The sequence below is a fragment of the Gemmatimonadota bacterium genome (assembly GCA_009838845.1).
Lineage (GTDB): Bacteria > Latescibacterota > UBA2968 > UBA2968 > UBA2968 > VXRD01.
On the sequence record VXRD01000054.1, the window covers coordinates 1 to 24,125 of the forward strand.

General features: G+C 50.1%; 24 protein-coding genes and 1 pseudogene. 22 read left to right on the top strand and 3 right to left on the bottom strand.

Annotated features, from left to right (window positions below):
• The first annotated feature begins 82 nt into the window (after nt 1-82).
• From F4Y39_08075 to F4Y39_08115, 9 genes and pseudogenes are all read left to right on the top strand, one after another.
• Nucleotides 83-1,237, top strand: coding sequence for a thiol oxidoreductase (locus F4Y39_08075; protein MYC13670.1), 1,155 nt, complete (start codon nt 83-85; stop codon nt 1,235-1,237).
• Nucleotides 1,238-1,248: 11 nt separating this feature from the next.
• A complete protein-coding gene (locus tag F4Y39_08080) occupies nt 1,249-1,683 on the top strand; it encodes a Rieske (2Fe-2S) protein (protein MYC13671.1) in 435 nt (144 codons plus the stop codon).
• Nucleotides 1,684-1,693: 10 nt separating this feature from the next.
• Nucleotides 1,694-2,872, top strand: a complete 1,179-nt coding sequence (locus F4Y39_08085) for a hypothetical protein (GenBank protein ID MYC13672.1) — start codon at nt 1,694-1,696, stop codon at nt 2,870-2,872.
• 82 nt (nt 2,873-2,954) lie between these two features.
• Nucleotides 2,955-4,880 carry a 1-deoxy-D-xylulose-5-phosphate synthase gene (gene dxs, locus F4Y39_08090; GenBank protein MYC13673.1) on the top strand — a complete coding sequence of 642 codons (1,926 nt, stop codon included), beginning with the start codon at nt 2,955-2,957 and terminating at the stop codon, nt 4,878-4,880.
• A 20-nt stretch (nt 4,881-4,900) separates the two neighbouring features.
• On the top strand, nt 4,901-5,866 hold the full coding sequence (locus F4Y39_08095; GenBank protein ID MYC13674.1) for an ATP-binding protein: 966 nt from the start codon (nt 4,901-4,903) through the stop codon (nt 5,864-5,866).
• A gap of 31 nt (nt 5,867-5,897) precedes the next feature.
• Nucleotides 5,898-6,017: pseudogene (locus F4Y39_08100) on the top strand (type II toxin-antitoxin system VapC family toxin).
• Between the two features lie 1,269 nt (nt 6,018-7,286).
• A complete protein-coding gene (locus F4Y39_08105; protein MYC13675.1) occupies nt 7,287-7,514 on the top strand; it encodes a DUF433 domain-containing protein in 228 nt (75 codons plus the stop codon).
• Nucleotides 7,511-7,849, top strand: coding sequence for a hypothetical protein (locus tag F4Y39_08110; protein MYC13676.1), 339 nt, complete (start codon nt 7,511-7,513; stop codon nt 7,847-7,849). The genes F4Y39_08105 and F4Y39_08110 overlap by 4 nt, the downstream gene beginning before the upstream one ends.
• 9 nt (nt 7,850-7,858) lie before the next feature.
• Nucleotides 7,859-8,533: an HAD family phosphatase gene (locus tag F4Y39_08115; protein MYC13677.1), complete on the top strand. Its 675-nt coding sequence runs from the start codon at nt 7,859-7,861 to the stop codon at nt 8,531-8,533.
• A 226-nt stretch (nt 8,534-8,759) separates the two neighbouring features.
• Here the strand turns inward: F4Y39_08115 and F4Y39_08120 are convergent, their stop codons facing one another.
• Genes F4Y39_08120 through F4Y39_08130 form a run of 3 tightly spaced genes read right to left on the bottom strand, consistent with a single transcriptional unit; the run spans nt 8,760 to nt 13,748 of the window.
• Nucleotides 8,760-9,668: a sugar phosphate isomerase/epimerase gene (locus F4Y39_08120; protein ID MYC13678.1), complete on the bottom strand. Its 909-nt coding sequence runs from the start codon at nt 9,666-9,668 to the stop codon at nt 8,760-8,762.
• Nucleotides 9,556-11,778 carry a DUF3604 domain-containing protein gene (locus tag F4Y39_08125; GenBank protein ID MYC13679.1) on the bottom strand — a complete coding sequence of 741 codons (2,223 nt, stop codon included), beginning with the start codon at nt 11,776-11,778 and terminating at the stop codon, nt 9,556-9,558. Before F4Y39_08125 ends, F4Y39_08120 begins: the two co-directional genes overlap by 113 nt.
• Before the next feature lie 14 nt (nt 11,779-11,792).
• Complete coding sequence (locus tag F4Y39_08130; GenBank protein MYC13680.1) at nt 11,793-13,748, bottom strand: hypothetical protein; 1,956 nt, start codon at nt 13,746-13,748, stop codon at nt 11,793-11,795.
• A 429-nt stretch (nt 13,749-14,177) separates the two neighbouring features.
• On the opposite strand from F4Y39_08130, the gene F4Y39_08135 reads away from it, so the two are divergent.
• From F4Y39_08135 to F4Y39_08195, 13 genes are all read left to right on the top strand, one after another.
• Nucleotides 14,178-14,312, top strand: coding sequence for a hypothetical protein (locus F4Y39_08135; protein MYC13681.1), 135 nt, complete (start codon nt 14,178-14,180; stop codon nt 14,310-14,312).
• 95 nt (nt 14,313-14,407) lie between these two features.
• A complete protein-coding gene (locus F4Y39_08140) occupies nt 14,408-14,950 on the top strand; it encodes a methylated-DNA--[protein]-cysteine S-methyltransferase (GenBank protein MYC13682.1) in 543 nt (180 codons plus the stop codon).
• 29 nt (nt 14,951-14,979) lie between these two features.
• Nucleotides 14,980-16,176, top strand: a complete 1,197-nt coding sequence (locus F4Y39_08145; protein MYC13683.1) for a Gfo/Idh/MocA family oxidoreductase — start codon at nt 14,980-14,982, stop codon at nt 16,174-16,176.
• Nucleotides 16,177-16,251: 75 nt separating this feature from the next.
• Complete coding sequence (locus F4Y39_08150; GenBank protein ID MYC13684.1) at nt 16,252-17,085, top strand: hypothetical protein; 834 nt, start codon at nt 16,252-16,254, stop codon at nt 17,083-17,085.
• A 9-nt stretch (nt 17,086-17,094) separates the two neighbouring features.
• Nucleotides 17,095-17,874, top strand: coding sequence for an undecaprenyl-diphosphate phosphatase (locus F4Y39_08155; protein MYC13685.1), 780 nt, complete (start codon nt 17,095-17,097; stop codon nt 17,872-17,874).
• A 7-nt stretch (nt 17,875-17,881) separates the two neighbouring features.
• Nucleotides 17,882-18,262, top strand: coding sequence for a hypothetical protein (locus F4Y39_08160; protein ID MYC13686.1), 381 nt, complete (start codon nt 17,882-17,884; stop codon nt 18,260-18,262).
• A 94-nt stretch (nt 18,263-18,356) separates the two neighbouring features.
• Nucleotides 18,357-18,794: a hypothetical protein gene (locus F4Y39_08165; protein ID MYC13687.1), complete on the top strand. Its 438-nt coding sequence runs from the start codon at nt 18,357-18,359 to the stop codon at nt 18,792-18,794.
• A gap of 14 nt (nt 18,795-18,808) precedes the next feature.
• On the top strand, nt 18,809-19,804 hold the full coding sequence (locus tag F4Y39_08170; protein MYC13688.1) for a TIM barrel protein: 996 nt from the start codon (nt 18,809-18,811) through the stop codon (nt 19,802-19,804).
• Nucleotide 19,805: 1 nt separating this feature from the next.
• A complete protein-coding gene (locus F4Y39_08175) occupies nt 19,806-20,864 on the top strand; it encodes a Gfo/Idh/MocA family oxidoreductase (GenBank protein ID MYC13689.1) in 1,059 nt (352 codons plus the stop codon).
• 38 nt (nt 20,865-20,902) lie between these two features.
• The gene (locus F4Y39_08180; protein ID MYC13690.1) at nt 20,903-21,532 is read left to right on the top strand and encodes an MFS transporter; all 630 of its coding nucleotides are present in this window, start codon (nt 20,903-20,905) and stop codon (nt 21,530-21,532) included.
• A complete protein-coding gene (locus F4Y39_08185) occupies nt 21,529-22,833 on the top strand; it encodes an exo-alpha-sialidase (protein ID MYC13691.1) in 1,305 nt (434 codons plus the stop codon). The genes F4Y39_08180 and F4Y39_08185 overlap by 4 nt, the downstream gene beginning before the upstream one ends.
• Nucleotides 22,830-23,093: a hypothetical protein gene (locus F4Y39_08190; GenBank protein ID MYC13692.1), complete on the top strand. Its 264-nt coding sequence runs from the start codon at nt 22,830-22,832 to the stop codon at nt 23,091-23,093. Before F4Y39_08185 ends, F4Y39_08190 begins: the two co-directional genes overlap by 4 nt.
• A 209-nt stretch (nt 23,094-23,302) precedes the next feature.
• Nucleotides 23,303-24,025 (top strand): hypothetical protein, encoded by a 723-nt coding sequence (locus F4Y39_08195; protein MYC13693.1) that lies wholly within the window; start codon nt 23,303-23,305, stop codon nt 24,023-24,025.
• Nucleotides 24,026-24,125 lie beyond the last annotated feature (100 nt).

Genomic DNA, 24,125 nt, shown 5'->3' on the forward strand with positions numbered 1-24,125 from the left:
ATTTTTTTTTAATTACACGGCCCCCACCTACATCTACACCTCTCTTTTCGTCGTCAGGGTCTTATTTTTATAAGAGACTTATTTGTTATTCGTTGGATGTGGCAAATTGTTGACGACGGCACCTGATGATACAACAGACGCCCCTATGGACAATCCCCCTTCTATTATGGCAGCATTCGCCCGAGGCGACGAACAATTTGCCCGAATTTTTACCATTTCAGATGGGTTGGGCCCAATTTTTAATCAGCCGAGTTGTGAGACCTGTCATCCAGGAGATGGTCGAGGCACGCCAGCAACGGCACTGACGCGTTTTAGCATCAATGGAGATCTCGTGCCGACGCTGGGTGGGCCCCAGCTTCAGGATCGCAGCATTCCGGGGGTAGATCCCGAGACTATTCCACCTGGTGCTGAAACTTCGGTGCGAATGCCTCCCCCGGTTTTTGCACGGGGTTTAATGGAGTTTATTCCAGATGAAACAATTATCGCGCTTGCCGATCCCGAAGATGCAGACGGCGATGGGATTTCCGGACGTGTGAATTGGGTGAAACCACCAGATTTTGTTCCGCCTTATATGAATGGATCAGGACCTGGCATGGCAGTCGGTCGGTTCGGCCTTAAGGCCAATGTCGCATCCCTGTTGCACCAGATTGTGGCAGCTTATCACGACGACATAGGTATTACGACTGATTATATACCCGAAGAATCACTGCATCCACGGGTAGCTGATTTGTCTTTGAACGATATTGCGCCAGACCCCGAGGTACCCGCGGCTGAAGTGCTGGATGTATTGATGTACATTCGCACATTGGCTGTGCCCAAACGCGGCGATATTACCCCCCAGGTTCAACGAGGGGATATGCTTTTCAATCAGATAGGGTGTGCGTCTTGCCATGTACCCGTGTTAAAAACAGGTCCGAGCAAAATACCCTCTCTCAATTTTGTGGACGCGCCGCTTTATACTGATATGCTGTTGCACGACATGGGGCCGGGTCTGGCTGACAACAGAGCCGATTGGACTGCCAATGGACGCGAGTGGCGCACTCCTCCTCTTGTGGGTTTGCGCCTGGCAGCTAATAATTTGGGTGGCACCGTTCACTATTTGCACGATGGCCGCACAACCAATTTGAGTGAAGCTATTTTGACGCATGGCGGCGAAGCACAGGCTTCACGCGAGCGGTTTGCGGGATTGAGCGCAGAGGATAAAGAAGCACTGCTTGCGTTTTTGCTTTCGCTATAGGCACTATTATTATGAGTCGATCCGAATGCGAATCTCATCTGACGCGTCGCGAGTTCCTGGCGACTTCACATGTGCTGGTTGCCAGTGTGGCTTCTGCGTGTGCAACCGCGTCTGTTTATCGGATTGGCACTACAAATGGCAGGATTCTGATCAATCCGACAGACTATCCCGAGCTGGGACAGTCGGGAGGGATGATTCAGCTTCGCGTCAATGGTGTTGCAGACCCTCTCATCCTTATCCGAAGGGAAGGCGCTTATCAGGCGTTTTCAGCTATTTGCACGCACTTGCGCTGTTTTGTCAGACCCTCAAATCACTTCCTATTGTGTCCCTGTCATGGGTCGATGTTTGATTTGGAAGGCAATGCCGTTCGCGGTCCTGCAGAACAACCTCTGGCGCGTTATGAAACAAAAATGTCTGCTAAAGGCATTGAGATTCATATTCGATAAAGGCGGTATGATGATGAAACAGTTCAGTCACACTTTGTTGGCATTGGCCATTTGTTTGGGCGCGCGTATCGATGCCCAAACAGAAGGTGAAAACGCACCACCACCCTTTGTAAAAGGTGGATCTTACGACAAACCCCATCTGTTTAAACTCGCTTCAGGCAGGGCAAATTTTGGTGGATATGCCGAGGCGCATTTTCGATTTGAGAAGACAAATGGTATTGTGGAAGAGCGCATATTTGTCCCCAAGCGGTTCAATATGTTTTTTCACTCTTTTGTATCTGAGCGTTTCAGGATGGCGGCTGAGTTGGAGTTTGAGGAAGGTACTGAGGAGATTTTGCTCGAGTTGGCTATTCTCGATTTTGAACTTCATCCAGCCCTCACATTTCGAGCAGGCATGTTGCTCTCGCCTCTGGGAAAATTCAATTTGGCCCACGATAGCCCATCCAATAAGATGACAGATCGCCCCCTGGTGAGTACCCAGATCATTCCAACGGCGTTATCAGAACCCGGCGCAGGGATTTTTGGCGCATTTTATCCTTCCCATACAATGCGCCTGACGTATGAATTGTATGCCGTAAATGGTCTGGATAGTGATCTGGTCGGAGAGAGCGATGAGGGGACGCGCATTGCCGAAGGACGCCATAATGTCGAAGACAACAATAACAGCCCGGCACTTACCGGACGATTAGGCATTAGCCCAATACCCAAAGCAGATTTTGGGATCTCCTTTCACCGGGGGCAATATAACACGACGTTTTTAGAAGATATTTCGATAGATGAGGCCCGACATGTGACGATTTTTGCACTCGACGCTGATTATGCGTGGAACGCGTTTCAATTTTTGGGAGAATACGCTCGGGCATCCATAGATCTGCATCCTGGATTGATTGGATCGATTTATGCGTCCAGGCAGCAAGGTTTTTATATTCAAGGTAGTGCATCGTTTTTCAAAGATGCACTACCGACGATTCCAGATGGTCATTTTGAAGGTGTTGTTCGCTGCGATTGGGTCGATTTTGATGCCGATCTGGTAGGGGATCACCAAACACGCCTGACCTTGGGGCTCAATTTTAGACCTTCACCGGATTCGGTATTCAAATTCAACTATCTCTACAATTGGCGCCGCGATCGCAACAATGTCGAAGAACCTGGCGCGGGTGTACTATGCAGTGTTGCGACATATTTTTAGAACTTTGTGATTTTTCAGGTGTTGCTTATATTAAACATATGTTGCGGACAGCATTACTGACCCTGTCACAAGGAGAGACATCATGTCCCTTCTCGAAACAATCAATTCACCTGACGACTTAAAATCCCTGTCAATAGAAGAATTGCACCAGGTCTGTGCGGAATTGCGGCAATATATCATTGACGTGGTGACAGAGATTGGTGGACATTTTGGATCCAGCCTGGGGGCGGCAGAATTGACGGTGGCTTTGCACCATCTATACAACACGCCTCAGGACAAAATTGTGTGGGATGTGGGGCATCAGGCTTACGGACACAAAGTGCTTACCGGGCGGCGCGAAGCACTCAAAACCATTCGTCAGCCGGGGGGCATTAGCGGGTTCCCGATGCGCTCAGAGAGCCCGTACGACACATTTGCCGTAGGACATGCGGGCACATCGATCTCCGCAGCACTGGGATTTGCGACACAGCGCGATTTAATGGGCGAAAAGCACAAAGTAGTCGCCGTTATTGGCGACGGCGCCATAACAAGCGGAATCGCGCTTGAGGGATTGAACAACGCCGGTGCATCCAATCGCGATCTGCTGGTCATTCTCAATGACAATCGCATGTCAATCTCGCCCAATGTCGGTGCTATTTCGCATTATTTGACGCGCATTATCACCGATCCGATTTACAATCGCGTGAGAGATCGGATCACAAATGATCCGCTTTACAAAAAAATCAAAAGAGAAGTCTGGAATTTGGCCGGACGCATTCCCGTCGTAGGCGAAAATCTACGCCGCGCGCTGAGTGGATTCGAAGAGGGATTAAAGGGCCTGCTGGTACCGGGCATTCTTTTTGAAGAACTGGGATTTTTGTACCTGGGACCTCTGGATGGCAATGATCTGGAAGAGATGGTAAAAACCCTGAAAAATGTGCGGGATCTGAAGGGCCCTGTGCTATTACACGTACACACCATCAAGGGCAAGGGCGCAATTCAAGAAGATGAGGAAGACCCGTATGGTGCCGATTCGATAAAATATCATTCGATCAGCCCGCCATCGCCCAAGACGCCGCTGCCCAAATATCAGACGGTTTTTGGCGAGGCAATGATCGAGCTTGCCAATAATGACAGCCGCATTGTAGGCGTAACAGCCGCGATGTCCGAAGGCACGAGTCTGGACATTTTTTCCGAAGCGCATCCCGACCGCTTTTTTGATGTCGGCATTGCCGAACAGCACGCCGTGACATTTTCAACCGGAATGGCACTCGAGGGCATGCGCCCCGTCGCAGCGATTTATTCCACATTTTTACAACGGGCTTACGACCAGATCATTCACGATGTGGCCCTGCAATCGGCACCCGTGATTTTCTGTATGGACCGCGCCGGATTGGTGGGTGCAGATGGCCCCACGCATCACGGCGATTTTGATCTGTCCTACTTAACCTGTGTGCCCAATATGATTGTAAGCGCGCCAAAAGACGGCGATGAATTACGCGATTTGTTATACACGGCAGTGCAGCAAGTCGATAACCCATTTGCCATTCGGTATCCCCGCGGCAACGTGCATACCCCGCTTACAGGGCGCGATCCCGAAGTCTTGAAAATCGGTTCCTGGGAAGCATTGGCCGATGGTGAGGATCTGGTATTCCTCGCAGTGGGCACAATGGTAGATCACGCCTGCCAGGCGCGAGAAAAACTCCTGGAAGCCGGCATTTCTGCCGCTGTGATCAATTGCCGTTTTGTCAAACCCATGGATCTGGAAATGCTCGACGATCTGGCCGACCGCTATCAGATACTGATCACCGTTGAAGAAAATACCATCGAAGGCGGGTTTGGATCGGGCGTTGCGCGCTATTTGAGCGACCAGATGAGAGAGGGCCAGCGCATACACACCCTGGGCATTCCCGATCGCTTTTTCCAACACGGTTCACAGGGCGCGCTGCGCGACGAAGCGGGCATCTCACCCGAAGCGATTGCAGCAACTGCCCAGCGCGTTGTTGCGCGAGAACCCGTTGAATATTGAGCGGATCCTAATATTACCCAATGCACCACATCACTGAATTCAAAGGACTCAAAGACGTTAGCATTGACCTGATGCGACCATTTACATTGCTGATTGGACCAAACGGCTCGGGCAAGACCAACGTCATTGAAGCAATTGAGTTACTTTCCTTTATCGCGCGCGGTCAACCCCTCTATGAAATAGCTAACGTCGGTCGCACCGAGACCGGCCTCCAGATTCGCGGTGGCCTGCAGGCTTGTGGTCATATGGGCGAGGACATCTTCGCGTTAGGATTTGGGGCTTCTTTACGATTCGATGGTGTGCTCAAACAAGTCCTCTATAGAATACACCTTCGCACTAAACCACATTCTCAAATACAGTACGAAGAGTTAAAAGTTGGTGACCGCGTAATCTATAAAACGTTGCCTAAGAACTCCGGGACAGCATCGCGTGACGTAATGGTGATATATGACAACTTTGCTGACCGTGGCAGGAATCCTCAAACAGCGGTTTCATCGCAGCGTTCTGTTCTATCTCAGTATCCAGAAATCGCACAGAAAAATCGCAAAGCCCATTCATTGTCAGATGGCATATTGCGAACGCTCGCTATCCTGACGGCTCTGGAGACCGTCCAAGCAAGTTCGCATGTTATTGTGGAAAATTTTGATAATGGACTTCATCCAGGTCGTATAGGCATTCTGACTTCTGCAATAGCGGAAGCAATTGAGCGGCGAGACCTCCGCGTGCTCGTCACGACGCACAATCCTGCTACCATGAACAATTTGACCCCTGAACAGATGCAAGGGGTCGTTCTTTGCACCTGGAGCGAGGAAAAGCAAGCCGCCGATCTTGTCGAATTGGATAGCCTACCGAGATCCGATGAATTGCTCGAACGCGGACCATTAGGAGATCTCGTATCGCGCCGTGTTATCGAGCAATATCTCGCGCCCGAGTTTGAGGAACAGCATCGCCAAAAAATGCTGAAATGGGTTAAGACTCTACCATAAACTTGTCGGCTACTGCATGGCATACCCTCGAACTTGGAATTGTACGCATATAGCCAACGCTATATTGCGTTCCCAAATCGAGGCAATTTGTCGCACCTATGATTACGAACCGCCAACAATCTGTACACCCCAAGAATTCATGGAGGTATAATCATGTGGCGTGATTCCATTGTTGAAGAAATTCGCCGCAATCGCCAGGTGTATGCAGCGAGGTTTCATCACGACATCAAAGCGATCTGCCGTGCCGCTCGCGAGCAAAAACAAAGAAATAGTCACAGAATTGTTTCATTGCCCCCGCGTTCTGCCACATCTACGGCAAAGTAGAACAAATGATTCAGGCACTCAAGACTTACTACGATGCAAATGGCATTTCTGCTTTCGGTTTTCGTTGTCATTACGCCAATTCTTGCCGTCTTTTTTGCAATAACTTCGTCGAAGCCAAACGAAAACCTGCGTCGTGAAGGGGAATGAAAAGGAGCACAATATGGCTAAGATAGTGATTCTTGATACGAATGTGCTTTACGACATAGGACTGAATCGCATCCACATTGAGGATGTCAAAAAACCTGGAGAGCACCTCTGTTACTCTCCCATCTCAATCATTGAGTTGGTATCTAAACTCGACGACAGATCTTATGAGGAGCGAAAGGCTGCCGCTAATGTCATTCTCAAGCACCGGATAGACGAACTTCCGGATCCCGAATCGCATCTGACAAAGATATTTGGTTACAAGTTGGCGGAACCGCCATCCTCATATTCCGACGCTGTCCGTGCCTTGGCCACAGGTCAAAGCCTTGCGGAAGTTCGCAGAAGCGTACCGGACTACGAACTTCGTGATCGATGGAGCCTGGATGTACCGTTTACAGCGACATGGCGCGAGAAGGGCGAGCAAGAGTGGGTAGATTCTCTCATCTACTTGATGCAGGAGAACATCCCGGGGTTTCAAGAGTGGTACGCAAAGAATCCAAAAAAGCGGTCTTCGTCTGTGCCTAAATTGCGAGGCGAAGATAAGGAGAGATTCCTCGCCGGAATGCGGTCAGAAGAGTGGCTTACCCAAGCCATATCCGCCTGCCAGATACGTGCTTTTGTCCAAGCAGATAAGGATGACGTCCGTGTATTCTCTGCTCAACGACTTACCGATGCCATTCCCAGGGTAGAGTGCTACGCCCACATGTACACACAATATTTGATTCGCCTGATGACGGAAGGGATTTTGCCTAAAAAAAACGATAGTGGGGATATTGATTTCTTTCTTTACGCGACTGATGATGACCACGTTATAGCCATAAAAGAAAAGAAATGGATCGCCCTTGCGAATGCCGCAAATTTCGCCCTAAGAATACGTAACTATGGACCCAGTGAAATTACACGGGCTAAAGGCGGGAATCATCTACGGGAAGATGCCGCGAAGTATGGCAAAATGAGCTTCAAAAACTATATTGAGCCTCGACCTTTTGTCCGTAGTGGCAAGCCCTGCTTCAAAGGCACCCGAATTACCGTCTATGACATATTGGAATACCTGGCTGGGGGAATGACCGAGGATGAACTATTAGTTGATTTTCCAGATCTGACGCAGCAGCACATCCGCGCTGCACGGGAATTTTCCAATTTTCATAACCTCCAACTTGAATCCAGTGCCACAACGTGAAACTTCTCCTTGATGAGAACCTGAGTCATCGGCTCATAGCACGGATTGAGGAAGCCTTTCCCGGAACCTCCAGTGTCAATCAAGTAGGGCTTCGTAGCCAACCTGATACAGCGATTTGGACTTACGCAGCTGACCAGGGCTTCGCAATCGTATCAAAGGATGAAGACCTGCGTCAACTCAGCGTCCTCCGAGGTCATCCTCCAAAGGTCATCTATCTTATCGTGGGAAATGCTGGGACCAACCAGGTTGCGGACTTATTGTTGCGGAACAAAAACCGAATCGCTACTTTTCTCGACGACCAGAATGAAGACTCACTTCTCACCTTGAGCTTGTAGGAAAAAACTATGCAGAAACCATACCAGGCCGTCATATTTGATATGGACGGCCTGATTGTCGATACGGAAAATATTTATTACAACACCTATAACCAGACACTCAACGAACTGGGGATTGACATCCCGCGCGAAGGTTATGTGCGTTGTGTTGGACATCCCGTGGAAAGCAACAGCGCAGACGCCGTCGAACACTACGACTTGCCGATCCGTCCCGAAGGCTTCCACGAAGCCTGGATGACCCGATTTGAAACCGCGATCGCAGACCCCGATCAAATCGACCTCATGCCCGGCTTTCTCGACCTGCTATCACATCTTCAAAACAAACACTACAAACTCGGCATCGCATCATCCACGCCGCGCCAGCGCATGCGCGCCACACTTCGAAACGGCGTCTTGCCCCACGTAAATGCCAGCGCGCTCCACGACATATTTGGCGCTATTTTTTCGGGCAGTGACGTCACCCGCACCAAACCCGCTCCGGAAATCTACCTCAAAACCGCTGCAAAACTCAATGTCTCCCCCGAAACCTGTGTCGTATTTGAAGACAGCACCGCTGGCGTACAATCTGGAAAAGCCGCAGGCATGACCGTCTTCGCCGTACCCAATTTCTTTACCGCACATCAAAATCACGACAGCGCCGACCGCATACTCCCCCGCCTCGACGCGGCAATTGCGGTATTGTAAGAAAGCGATCAGCAGTCAGCTATCAGCCTCAGCCCCCACCGACCCCTTCACTCTTCGTCGTAGCATTCGCGGCAAGGATGCCGCTCCTACGGCGTAATTATTCACACTTCACAGTACAGGCGAAAGATTTTTCGCCCTGCAATCATCTGCGTCTATCTGCGTCCATCTGCGGATCGCAAACGGGCAGGCACAAGGCACTGCCCCTACATTTCACACTTCTACCTTCTCACGTCCTCTCCCACGTCTCATACCACTTCCGGTACCCCGTCTCTACGGGTTCGATATCGCCCACCTCAAACTCCAGTGCATAGTCCCGATCGTAGCCCAGTGCTTCCACCTGATCCCACACCCAGTGATAATCGATAATACCGTCACCGAGCATACACCGCTCCCACTTCCCTTCCGAGTTGTAATCGCCATCCTTGATATGCACATGCACGATATAATCCTTAAACACTTCGAAAGCGGACTTATAATCTGCACCTGCAGCCATCAAATTGCACGGCTCGTACAAAATTCCAAAATACTCTGAATCGACCTTCTCACAAATCTCCTGACAAGCCTCTGGATTGCCAGAAATTTCAGTACCGTGATTTTCAATCCCCATGTAAATACCCAATTTCTCGGCGTACTCCGCGGATTCCTGAAAATAGGGCACTATCGTATCAATCGAAGCGCGTTTGCCATCACCCGGCATAATGCGAATGGACTTTGAACCAAACGCCTTCCCCACATCCAGCGTCTTTTTCATCTCATCCATTGCAGCCTGTCTCTCAGCCTCCGAATCGGCGACAAAATCTCGCCCGCAGTACGACCCGATATTTGCCAACACCACGCCGTACTTATCGCATACCCGACGCAGTTCGTCCATATCGTAATCGGGATCCGTCACCGAAAAATGCGGCATGCGCCCCACCAGATCAATTTTGTCAAACCCCGCTTCGGAAATCACCTTAAACGTATAATCCAGATCTCTTTCCCGAAGCGGAAAACTACACGCTGAAATGCGCGTCACATCCATTTCAATCCTCCTCCACGGCATAATCCACAAAAATTGGACTGCTCCAGGCCATCTCCATATCGGTTTGCACCACGCGAACATAATACGGATTGATACCCGGCTTTGCGTCTTCATCGGTAAAATCGAACGACACCTCTCCCGCGGCCTGTGCCTCGGGCGCGAAATCAATGGTCACGCGTCTGTTCAATGGACCGAGTTCCATTGTCACCGGACCATTTTCCAGATCACTTGACCCAACGTGAAATCCGACCTTTTCAGCCGGCGCATAAGACATGCGCCTCGGCGGTTTGATACCCTGATCGCCGAATAAGGGACCGGTAATAACCGAAGTATTCACCACGCATTCTATATCCACGTCGCCATCACCCGGCAGATCCAGAATAATACCACTGCGATACCCACACGCCACAGAATACCAGCGCAACCCCTCATCGGTCACATCAAAAACGCGAGATCGCGGACTATCAAACCGGATCTTTTCAACACCATTAATAGCACGCCCTGAAACCCTCAGTGTACCCTCCCAGATCACGCCTGAATAACTGCTCTTGCGACTCGCGCCCTCCCACAAAATACGCACGCGGTTGTGGTCTTTTGCCCCTTCAATCGGATGGCTATAAATCCGTTCCAACCCGCGGTACAATTCCACAGACTCATACGGCGCAGTACCCGCCACAAAAGCCGAGATACGCGGTGTATTTCCCGTTGTGAACTCCTCCCCCATCCAATGGTCTTCACACGAAGTATGCAACAAAATTCGCGCACCTGTTGTCGCGTAAATGCGCCGCGCTTTGTACGCGTCCAAAACACTCTCAATCGTCAACTCAGGTGCATAAACCGCAGCCAATCCCGCCTTGGCATAACGCCGGTGTTGAAAACCCGGCGTATCCCCGCCTGGTCGCCCGTTGTGGCTATCACTCCCACCGAAAAATCCCATGCGATAATTGCGCTCAAATGTCTCCTGCAAAATCCACTCAAATGTCCCGTGATCCGATGTCACTTCCACAGCGGGTTCCAGATAGGGATCGTGGTATTGCAAATCGGAATGTTCCCCCCCCACATGAGCCGTAATCACCGTATCCGTCCCGCGATACGCTTCATAGACCTCTGTAATATGCCTCAAATCCGTATCTTCGTCAGACTTATCAGCCAATCCCTCATGTCCAGACCGACGGATGGGCTGATCGTGCCGCCGAAAATACACGTTGTGATGTCCGCCCCGCGTGGTTTGCGCCGACCACTCAAAGCCCGGCAAAGCGACAAATTGCCCCGGCTGATTATACGCGCGTTCCGTCTCTTGCTGCAACACCCAATCGCGTTTGCTCAAAACGTGATCATTGCGCTGATACCCCGCAAAGTGGATCGCTGCAACATCTCGCGCATACCTGAAAAAATCGGGAATCTTCTCCGCCATAGCCACCTGACCGCCGTGTGAGTCTCCCCAATACAGCGCGAATTGCGGTGCTGCATTGCGGCACGCAATCGGATTGCTCTGCGCGACCAGCGTACCATCATCGGCATCGACACGGTGAATCCCACCGCGCTCTACCACACATTCATCCACCCACCGCACACCCCCTTCTACATCGCCAAAACTCGCGGTTTGCGGCACGCGCACATCATTGCCATTGAGTGCCACATCCCCGCGATAAGAAACCGCTGGATTACCCCAGGCATCTTCGGCCTTGACCTGAATGCGAAACGGTTTGCCAGACGCGACAATAGACGGCGCATTGATCACCAGCTTCACAGCCTCGCCCCCCACAATGCGCAAAAACGGCGGATCGGGTAATATCGTGGCCTCCCCATCTCCCGCATCGACAGCCACCCAGAAAAAGTGCTGCGCCTCGGCAAAAGTCTGCGACCGAAATCCCGGTCCGCCGCCTGTCGTATCGCCATAAGTCACCGAGACCTGCTCGCCCTCTGCCAGAGCACGTCCATTTACAGTCAGCAAAAGCGACATCATACTCTGCACCAGCGCGCCCACACGCGCTTCTTTCGGCGCGTCAACCGTCAAATAATCTTCCCCTGCGGGATCATCCATCTGAGGCGTTGCGCGGTCTGAATCCGCATCCGTATAAATCCGAATCGTCCCTCCTTTCGCAACCCCTTTTTCTCCTGCCGTATAAGTCAGCGTCCACGTGCCACAGGACCCGGCCACCACATCTTCCGACGGACTCACTGTCGCACTCCCATATAACTTTTTTATTTCTGCATCAGACATAATCGCACTCCCCTTTACCAACCGTGAACAAAATGCCTGCTATCTGGAAACCAGATCGCATCCACAACACTCGACAGCGCAATGCCAAATAAATACCCGACAATAGCGCCATACCAGAACGGCAGCGACCGCCTGTAAAGCTGCACGCCCCCAAATCGCAACACAGCCACCTTCACCAGCCACACGAGCAACAAACAAAACGCATATCGCCCGGGCGGAAACGCAATGGCGACCGGATGAAAAGGCCACCACGCAAACTGCGAACGCAAATAAGTCAAAACACCTGCTTCTGCAAAACCAAACAACCACACACCGAGCTTTTGCGTATCAAAAACCGATATTTTGCTGCCTTCAATATAGGGCACCCGCGAAATGAGTGAATCCATAGGCCACGACACCAGCAGCCCATTCAATCCGCCTTCGTCATAACACCGAAACAAATAAAAACCACCCGCACTCATATACCCGACCAAATACGCCAGCGGCACCATCCCCCATATCCACGGATGCCGGCGTAGCGAATTGCCAAACATGCGAAAAATATGCGGAATAGCAGCCAGACAGGTCGTTCGTATTGAGGCTCCCAAAAACACATTGCGATTGAACAAAATCAGCATCGACTGCGACGTGGGCGAAAGTCTCGAGGTGCCAATCACAGAGTGAATCAGCGCCACGCCTTTACCACCAGCGGGATTGAGATAGGTAAATCCGGTTGCGGCCGCGTATTTCGCAATGCCGAAATAACACATAAACATCAGAATGAGTTGCCCCACCATCGCCCAGAACCCCACCCCCGAGGACATCATCCAGCCGCCGACACCAACCGTTGCCAACCCCAGCCCAACCCATGCCGTGCGATATGTAATGGGCACGCCATCATCAACGGCACGAGATCGGCTCAACGCTTTTTGAACCGTCTCCTTCAAGTGCTTCCGCGCAACCCACACCGACCACAGCACCAGGCATGCCAGCGCGCCGTGCATCTCGAGCATCGCAATCTCGCCAGCCTTGGCGGGCTGTCCTTCTAATCCCACCGTAAATCCTGTGCGATTCAGCAGCCCCACCTTGAAAATATTAATCACATTGTAAAACCACACACTGAACAAAATATCGGCTGGACAAAGATATGCCAGGCCCATAATCAGTGGCTGCACGCGCAAATAATACGCAGGAAAATACGGACCCAAATCCACGGCTTTGGTGAGATAGTGATCAAAAATCGTAATCCGAGGCATATTCAGTTGAAAATAGCCCACAATATTCCAGCAAATCACACCGCCCACACACCAGAACCCAATCCAGAAAATTTTGTCTCGCAACACAGCGGGCACGCGGCCTTCATCTGCGCCCTCGATCAAAGCCACGGGAAATTCGGACATGGGAAAGACCAGACGCTCTTTTTCCTGCCACTGCTTAAAAAAAAGCACGCTGCCGAAAAATCCCGCCATCACCGCGCTAATACAGCCGACAAACCACCAGAAAAAAGGCCGCACCCACAGCAACCACGGCACGGGATCGCCGCGATGACGCCCGGTGTACACCGCCCGCACATCGGGTATATTGGCGTCCAAAAAGAACCACCTGGGCAAAAAGGGAATGACTGTATCTCGCAAGCGGTTTTCCGGCGAGGCGAAAAACTCGGGCGACGGAATCAGACTCACCGCATAAAACCCCCATCCCACCGCTGGCAAACTGCCGACAATCCACATCATTGAAAAAATCGTGAGCAACTCAATGCGGGACAGCGCGAATCGCGGCGCGAAATGAATCAGCCCCACATTGATCCCCACCCACATCACAAAGGGAATCAAAGCAGCCACGGGCAAATAGCTCTTGACCAGATTCCCCGCAAAATAGCTCATGTACCACGTCGCAACCGCAATGGTCACCAGCCCCAACAAAATAGACCGAAACGTTATCGTATCCGGCGCGGGAGATGCTTCAGCTTGTATTTCAGATGAAAGGGCCATGGATAGTTATTAAAAGCAAAAAGTATCCGCAGATGTACGCAGATAAACGCAGATAAAAGACGAAAAGCGCACAGCGCGCGAGTCCGATTCGCAACGGACACTCATTGTCCATTCAACTTAGAAGGCTATCATCGTTTGTACATCCACATCCTCACAAACGATTGAACTGGCCTGAGAGGCGGCTAGTTGTACCCCGCTCGCGCTGTGCAAGCCCCTCGGCGTTTGAGAGCGGCATTTTTGAACTGACCTGAGAAACGGTCAGTTGTACCCCGCTCGCCGACTTTTCTTCAGACGCTCATTCGCGTCTTCTCTGGTGACAAAAAGTCGGTCGCCGCACGCCGCAGGCATGGCGTAGCCACACGCATAAAAAGAAAAAACGACCGCTCAATATAACACGGAACACAAAGGGATTCAAGAACGAGATTGGAGATGGGATACAACTATCTGGGCAATGGACGGATGGTCGATGCACATATTCATCGCATGCGCATAAAACTGGGCACAGCGCAGGAAATGATCCGCACTGTGCGAGGCGTGGGATACTGTTTTAAGCCGATTGAGTAAACCCGTCCATCTTTCTCCCCCTAACGGGACGTATGTTCTTTTGAGCACACGTCCCGTTTTTTTGTATAATAAAGGTAAGGATATATCTCACTTCCATGGAGGTCGCTGTGTTAGATTTACAAATCTTAAAGCAATTGCCGCGAGAGACCGTATGGGAAGATGTGGCAAGTCCACTGGGCCCGTTGACCGTATTGGTCTCAGATAATGGCGTACATGCAATTGCTTTTGAAAGTGATCAAACGGAACAGGCGAAGACAAATTTGCCTCGTACAGAGGATCATCCGATCATAAATGCCGCAACCGAACAACTCGCGATGTATTTTAATGGGACGCTGAAAGTCTTCGATCTGTCACTGGACTTGCTCGGAACGGATTTTCAGAAGCGCGTGTGGGAATTACTGCTGGAAATACCCTTTGGAGAGACGCGAACCTATGGCGACATCGCCTGTGCATTGGACAATACAGGCGCATCGCAAGCCGTGGGCGCGGCCAATGGTAAAAATCCCGTGGCAATAGTGGTACCGTGTCACCGTGTAATCGGTGCATCCGGTCATCTCACGGGATATGCTGGGGGGATGGACAAGAAAAGATTTCTCTTAACACATGAAGGCGTGATTCAACCGACGCTATTTGGATGATTGCTGACAACTTTTTTAAGGAGCTTAAAATGGCTGAAGGACATAAATTGACCATGTTGGGAACCGGACTGATCGGAATGTTTTACACCATGACCTTGCACAGACATCGGGGAATTGATCGAGTGCAAGTCGTGTATTCGCGAACCGAAGAACGCGCCAGGACATTTGCGGAAGAATGGGACATACCAAAATGGACAACGGATCTCAAAACCGCAATTGAAGACGAGGAAACCGACGGCGTGGTAATCGGCTTACCCAACGATCTACACCTCGAAGCCGCAAGACTCGCGGCACAGGCTGGCAAAGCCGTATTTTGTACCAAACCCCTCGGACGCACCGCTGATGAAGCCCAGCAAATTCTGAATGCAGTGGAAAAAGCAGGTGTATTTGGCGGATATTTAGAAGACCTGGTATATCCTCCCAAAACCCTAAAAGCTCTTGAATCCGTGAAAAATGGCGCATTGGGCCGCATCTTATGGGTACGATCGCGCGAAACGCACCCCGGGCCCCACAGCGATTGGTTCTGGGACATAGACAAAGCAGGTGGCGGCGCAATTGTCGATATGGGATGTCACTGCATCGAAATTATTCGTAACTTCATCGGCAAAGGCATTCGCCCGGTCGAAGCGATGTGCTGGTCCGACACACTCGTACATCCAGTCGAGGCAGAGGATCACGGGATTGGCTTGATCAAATTTGAAAATGGATCCATGGGCCAATTTGAAGTCGGATGGGCATTTCGCGGCGGCATGGACCTGCGGGACGAGGTCGCGGGCACAGAAGGAACAATCTGGCTCAACCACTGGTTGCGCACGGGATTTGACATGTTCACAGCCGTGGGACAAGGAGGGTATGTAGCGGAAAAAGCCGAAGGCGATACGGGATGGCTCTTCCCTGTGGGAGACGAAGTCGCAGAACTGGGATATTCGGACATGTTCGTGGATATGTTCAACGCCTGGGATGAAGGACGCGAACCAATGGAAACACTGTATGATGGCTATGTCGTCAATGCGATTATAGATGCGTGTTACAAATCGGCAAAAACAAAACAATGGGAACCGATAGAAATGGAATGGCGCGGCGGTGAAGTAGATCAGGAAACCACATCAACCGAAACAGACGCACCATTTGTCACCCTGAAAACCGAGCGCATGCCCGATGGACGCCTGAAGCGAATTGTAAAAGACAAAGAAACCGGTGAGATCAGCGAGCGGATAGACGAATAGACGAATAGACGAATAGACGAACCCGTAGGAGAGGCATCCCTGCCTCGAATCTCACTATAAAAATCAAGGTTGTCAATGGACCATGTATTAATTGCTGATGAGGTAGCCCTGCAGGGCAAAATCGCGCAATTGAACAGCCATACGAAAACCGAACAACTGTGTGTGGTCAGCGATTGGGACCGCACATTGACAAAAGCGCGAACAGAAGATGGGCAAGATGCGACCTCCTATTCGGTAATTGCGCACGGAGCCTATTTGGGAGAGGCATATCGCGTTGAAATGGATTGTCTGTACGCGCGGTATCGCCCCATTGAAATATCGCAGACGATCTCGCACCGTAAAAAACAAAAAGCCATGCGCGACTGGTGGGCAGCGGCACTTGCGATGATGCAGAAATACGGCCTTACTGAAAATATAATAGAAGACATTGCTATCCGTGATTTCATGCGCTTGCGCGATGGTTCCATCGATCTTTTTAAAATATTGGCAGACAGAGAGATACCTCTATCGATTTTATCCGCGGGCATTGGCAACGTCATTTCAAAATTCTTAACAGTTAGATCATTGTTCACTGCAAATGTAACAATAACGGCAAACAAATTGATATTCGATACACATGGCGCAGTGGCGGGATTTTGCGAGCCGGTAATCCACAGCTTTAACAAAGCGCGCCATGCAAGTACCCCACAGAGCTACGTCCTCCTCCTGGGAGACACCATAGAAGATGCACAAATGGTGAACGACGCCGATGCAGACTGTATCATTCGCGTGGGATTTTTGAACGAATCGGTCGAAGAAAATCGCGCTACATATCTACGCGCTTACGATATTGTAATCTGCAACGATGCATCTATAGTACCTGTGATAGAATTATTGGAAGCGTTGTTAAAAGGCGGGAAGAGAGCCTGAGGATATATCTTGACACCATTTGAAGCCATGCTCCTGGGGCTATTGCAAGGGCTAACCGAATTTTTGCCCGTAAGCAGTTCGGGACATCTCGCATTGGGACAAGCGGCATGGGGAATCCAAACCGATAATATAACCTTTGAAGTGATCGTACACTTTGGGACTTTGCTGGCTATAGTGACCGCATTGCGAGCGCGAATCAGCAACTTAGTCGTTGGATGTTTGCGACGCGATAGCGCATCCTGGCACACAATCTACCTGTTGATAATCGGATCCATTCCCGCAGGCATCGTGGGAATCTTGTTCAAAGACATCCTCAAAGAGGCTTTCGCCAGTCCGGTCGCCGTATGCGGATTCTTGATCGCGACCGGCTGTATTTTGTGGAGCACGCGGTTTGCGAGGGGTGACCGCATGAAAATTACATTTTTAGACGCCATTTTAATCGGCTTTGCACAGGCCCTCGCCGTATTGCCGGGAATTTCCAGATCGGGTTCAACCATTGGCATGGGCCTGTGGCGCGGGCTGGACGGCCGCGAAGCCGCAACATTTTCTTTTTTACTCTCCATCCCCATCATTTTTGGCGCAACTGCATTAGAAGTTGGCGGCCTGCTCGCCCATCCCCCGCAAATGAACGCACTATGGCCCCTGCTGATTGGTGCTATTGTGGCTTATGCATCCGGCGTATTTGCCATTCGATGGCTCATGGGATTGCTCAGCGGCGGACATTTTGCACAATTTGCCTATTATTGTTGGCTCATCGGCCTGGTGGGCATAGCGTATTTTGGAAAGTAAATAATCCATGAGATGGCTGATCGTATGCCTTTTGCTCGGTTGTGGCGGCGTTCCCATATCGCCTGAAAACGAGATACTTTCGGATTTTATGTCCATAGCCAACGTACACCGCGAGCCGATCCACAATGCGGCGGGTGATATTGTGGGAGTCAATATCCTGGCCGAAGTCGTTAATACGGGACCAGTACCGATAATCAGCCCTTTTATCATGACCTGGAAATTGCGGACCGCTAACAGCGAAGAAATAGCCCGCACAACCCATCGGTTTTCCAGATTTGACGCGGGACAGGTGCAGAAAATTGCATTGACAATGGCATTTGCCCCGCGTTCGAGTCTATCGGGCGTGCAGAACGTGGTAACATTTGATTTTGAGGAAAGTAGCCAGTAGCCAACTGACTCCTAATACCCCCCTTGCCCGATACGGTTTTGGCGTGTATATTGTTGCGTCAAACAAGCCGTATCACACAACAGAGGACACAGCGATGAAATACATTATTGGACTTTTGTCCGTCTTTTTTTTATTCGGATGTTCTAAAGACGACTCTGCCGGGTCGCGGGTTTTTATTCCTGAAGATTTAGTCGTTTTGGGCAACCCATCCATTATAGGGGAGCCTGCGGTTACACCTGAAGATCCGAGCTTTATCCACATTAGTGGTAATCTTGACAGTCAATCGGGTTTGGAACTCACGGGCCTTAAGGTGCGCGTGCGGGTGTTGGGTGAAAACGGCACTGTGTTGGGGATGAGCGAAGATGTATGTACACCCGCTGAAATAGCCCCTGGAGGATCGTGTACTTTTTTATCAGCCGTTGTATTGGCCAACGTGGATTTCAGGGATAGTCAATCAATTGAGATTACGCCAGCTTGCGATCAGGGCACTGGCACACTGCGATTGATTCCCGTGCTTTGGCCTGATCCATAGAAAGGAGTATTATTGTGGCAGAGGTGATTTTATCGGGTTTTGCCGACGAAGGACCGGTGAGCAAACGCGCCGAAGAGCAATTTACCATGATGCGCGCGCTTGGCTTATCTTATTACACCATTCGGTTTATCGACGTGGGCAATGGGGTAAAGAACGCAATGGAATTGACCGCGCAGGAGATTGTACAACTCCAAAAATTGCACGGTGAATTTGGTATTTCGGTATCGAGCATTGGTTCCCCGCTTGGAAAAGTAAAATTGCTGGACGTGGATGACGGGACCAACAATCGTTATGTGCCGTTTAAGGAATATCTGGAGACAGATGTCAAACGCGCCATCGAACTCGCCCATGCATTCGACACAAAACTCATCCGCGGGTTTAGCTATTACCATCCACATGGGACCGATCCCTGGCCGCATCTAAACCAAGCGGCAGATCAGCTCTCAGAAATTGTAGCCCTGTGTGCAAGCGAAGGCCTGATCTACGGTTCTGAAGTGGAATCGCATTTAATCGGTGGAGATGGCGAAACACTGATCGCATTGCACGAAAAGATCGACAGTCCCAACACCTGCATCATCATGGATGTGGGCAACATGGAAAGCATAGGACACAGCCCGGACAGCGTTTTTGCCGAATATGAAAAAACAAAGCCCGGATTGGGATGGATCCACATTAAAGGATTTAACGCGCCTGCCAACCAGCCGATGCTGGACCGCGCAACAGAGAGAGGGTTGACGCGGTTTATTCCCGTCGATCAGGGCGATGCCGGACATGAAATGGTCTTGCGGGATTTTAAAACACTCGTGCCGCGCCTGCAAAGCCAGTTTCAGGAACTGGGGGTGCCGGGTGTATTTATCGATCTGGAACCGCATGTAAAGGGCGGTGGACAATTTGGCGGCTTTAGTGGTATTGATGGTTTTGGCGTGGCATTTCGCGCCCTGTGCAATTTGCTGGACTATCTGGGGTATGAATATCACCTGACGGGCTACGAAGATTTGACCATGCCGTAAAATGGAGGTTGTAATGGCAGATATTCGCATTGGTATTATTGGCGCGGGCGGTATTTTTCGCACCCGCCACTTTCCGGGATTGGCTCAAATAGACGATGCCGAGGTCGTGGCAATTTGCAACCGCAGTGAAGAGAGTGGCGGCAAAATTGCAACTGAATTTGGGTTAAGCCCCGACCTCATGACCGATCCCCACGCGCTCATTGCGCGAGATGACATCGATGCCGTGATGATTGGCACCTGGCCGTACAAACACTGCGAGTTTGTACTCGAATCCCTCAATGCTGGCAAGCATGCATTTGTGCAGGCGCGCATGGCAATGAATTTGCGCGAGGCAAAAATCATGTATGCCGCAGCAATGGAATCAGACCTCGCGCACCAGATATGTCAGCCACCGCACGCATTAAAAGGCGACTGGTTTATGCAGCGGTTGATCGCCGAAGGATATGTTGGCGATATTCGCAACATCGTCATCCGCTCAATGACGCCTGGGGGTATTGATCCCAGTACGCCACTACACTGGCGACAAATCGGTCGCTTTTCCGGCTTAAACACCATGAGCGTGGGCATGCTGGTGGAATTTGTACACCGCTGGTGTGGCTATACCAAATCCGTATCCGCACACGCAGAAACATATGTGACCGAACGCTCTACAGAGGACGGCACGGGACCCGTTGACCGCCCAGACACCGTGAATATTTTGGCACAAATGGAAAGCGGCGCAACTGCGGTCTATCTCTTCTCCGGCACCGCGCATCACGCGCCGGGTGAAAGCATCGAAATTTACGGCACGGACGGCACACTCATTTACGAAACCTCCCCCGTTTTGGATGAGCAGCGGATATTGGGTGCCAAATCCAGCGATGGCGCATTGCAGGAATTGGATGTCCCAGCATCCGACATGCGCGAATGGACAGTTGAGGCAGATTTTATCGACATGATCAAAACCGGCAAACCCGCCGAATCGACCTTCTATCAGGGCGTAAAATACATGGAATTCACCGAAGCCGTATTCCGCTCCGTCGAACGAGGCACAACGGTGCATTTGCCCATTGTCGATTAGGGGGTAACAAGCAGAGGGCATACATAGAGATGAATCCGATACAATACGACAAAAACAGATTCAAAATACGGGCCATACCGCACCCCCTTGTCTTACACTGGATCTTGAATCCAGGACTGATATTCAACGAACTGATTTTGGGACAACGAATCCCCAAAGTCATGTTGATTGACGAAGAGAGCGATAAACCTTTGATGGAACGTACTTATGTTCCCTGTCCCCACTGTGAAACTCTAAATGACTCTCGTTTGTGGGCAAAAAGAAATTCCTTTGGGCATTGGTTTGGTTTTTTATGTCCAAATTGCCATCAAATAATTCCCTGTCTCTGGAACATTTTTAGCCTCGCCATATTGGCGATTACTTTTCCACTGTGGTATTTTCCTGCTCGGTTCTACCGCCATAGATGGATCGAGAAAGAAAAAGAAAGATTGGCGAATGTTCTGGAACGTCCCTTGATTCAAGCTAAGACTGTAGATTGGCTTTTTAGAGGCATCGTCTATTGGGGTGGATCAATGTGGTTGATCCTCGAGATTCTGCCGCAGATGTGGAAGGTTTTGCATGGAAACGAATGGGATTTGCCAAAGATGTTTGCAATGTTGTCCATTTGGTTGATAGCAGGCTTCGCGTGGGGCTTGATTATGCGTTCATGGATGAATAGAAAGCGATGACGGCACACTCATTCAGGAGTAAAACGATGTTTGAGGTTGTCTCTCTGGTCGATCGTATAGAAGAAGTCCCCGTTATTGCTACGGGCACGCGTTGGCCAACATTGCGTGAAGGGAGGGCATCCGACGAACATTTTCTGCGGTTTCCCGAATGCAAAGATGATCCCTTGAGAAAAGACTACGGGAGTGTGCGCACCTTTCCCGAACCTTTTGCCAGAGGGGGCGGATTTTTCCCCGTACTTTTGTTGATGGCGGACGGAAAGCTATGCTGTGCATCGCGAACCGGTTCGTGTCATGCCGGCAGTGGAGGTGAAATCAGTCTTTCCTTTTCATCGGATCAAGGCAGGACCTGGACGGATTATCAGGCGGTTGTGCGGGGAGATCCCGAACGAAATTTAGACTTGCGAAACCCGGCGTTTGGACAGGCGAAGAACGGGCACCTCGTGCTTGCCTATGGCGTCATGAGCGAAATTGACGTGAAAGGACGTATCTCGACGCGAGATCCCTTTAAATCGATCGAAGTAATTCGCTCAGAAGATGAAGGAAAAACATGGTCAGAGCCAGTGTCTCTGGCATTTCCCGAAAAAGATCTCCGGCTTCATCCCCATGGTCAGATGCGACGGGTCTCAAACGGGGCTCTTGTGTTCAACGCACGGGGATACTACACGCAAGAGGCGTATGACGAGAACCCCAAATTGCCAGAGAGAATGAGTTATCTTTACTGGTCGTTTGACAACGGCGAGACCTGGAAGGAATCAACCCCCGTGAAATCAGGCGGGAGCGAAACGGGTTTTCTACCTCTGGATGAAAAGCACTGGCTCGCCTATGTCAGATTCAACGATCAGCCAAATCAATTTGCCCACTCTTTTGACGGGGGAAAAACCTGGCCGCGTTGGGAAAAAACCATTTTCGAAGCACAGAACCAAGGGGCTTCACCCGGCAGCATTGCGGCTCTCCCAAATGGAAAAGTACTCATTACATACGGATATCGCGCATATCCCTTCGGAGTTCGCGCTGTTGTGAGTCACGATGGAGGAAACACCTTTGATATAAATCGCGAATACATCATCAGCGACACGGCCTACCATTCGGACTGCGGGTATCCCAGTACCGTATGTTTTGAAGATGGGACCATTGTGACCACAGCATATACGCTAATGGATGTGGCTCATAAAGAATGGGGAACCAGCTGTATCGCATATCGTTATTCGCAGAGTCTATTTGGCGGTACAGTCTATAAGCCCATTACCGCTCGATATATGACAGACCGTGAAAAACGAAACTTTAGGAGGCTAAGAAAATGAAAGAGTTACAAGTCCCAAAATTCGAGAGCTATGAAGAGGAAACCTCATTTTGGGATCAACTGGATACGGCTGATTTTATGGAAGATGATGGGGAATGGTTTCGCTTTGATACGCCACACAAGCGAGCAGTTCGCGTTGCGATACTCCCTGAAATAGCAGAAGAACTCTGGCAGAGTGCCCAAGCACAAGGCGTATCGATTGAAACCCTGGTGAATGTCCGTTTAATTGAGCACATACGAGGGAAATCAGTTGCGAGTTAGACCGATAAAGATAGATGCTATCCAACGCCGTTACTGTGAAGAAAGTAAGTCAATAATTGGAGAGACAATTAGCAATGATTAGGATACAAGAGACAAAAAATCAATATCTTCTGTCCATTCCAATTGATCAGAAAGAGCGGGCAAGAGGAATCCAGGGCAGAGTGTGGAATCCGCAACGTAGATGTTGGGTATATCCGCGAACCGTCCGAATGTACAATGCCCTTGTAGCAGAATTCGGAGATGATTTAACCCCAGAGTCTTCGTTCACATCTCCGGAGGGATATTCACCAGTTGTGTCCCCTTTTCTTCAAGCAAAAGAAACCGAAGATCAAGAAGCTGCAGAGCTTCGAAAGAATGTTGAGCGTATTGATCAATCTTTGTCAGAGCTATTAAAATTTTTAAACACTGACAATAAGCGTGCAGATATACTGATGAGTCAAGAAAAGGATATACAATCACTCAGAGCCGAATTAGAAAAAAAAGATCAGGAAAATACCGAGTTGTACCAACAAATTGAGCATCTCCAAGCAGAAAACAGAAGGCTATCTCATAAAACGAGCGTATCGCCCGATGATAGAGATGAAATAGTCAAAGATATGGCGTTAGAAGTAACGGGTAATGACCCAGTATTTGGAGAATCTATTAAGAACTTTCAAATTGATGGAACCCTCCCCCTCCAGATAGCCAAAATAATAGAAAACCATTTGAAACAACTTCTCAATTCCGATGGAACATTTTACGAACTAATTCAAGAGTGTGACGATGCCCAATTACTTGATGAAGACTCCGTTAGCCTCGCTCATAGTATAAGAAAACAGCGAAATATGGTAGCTCATTCTCATGGGCCTGAGGATCCAAGGATAAAGACGGGCAGAGATCTTTTCTGTTTATTTGCTGCGTCTCTGTTATTTCCGGAAATCCCCCCAGAATAACTGCGCACCGTAAAACGACCCCCGTGCGTTTTGTCGTGCAGTTGGACTGGATTAATAAATACTGAAAAGATGGCGATTTTTAGATTAAAAATAGAAGATG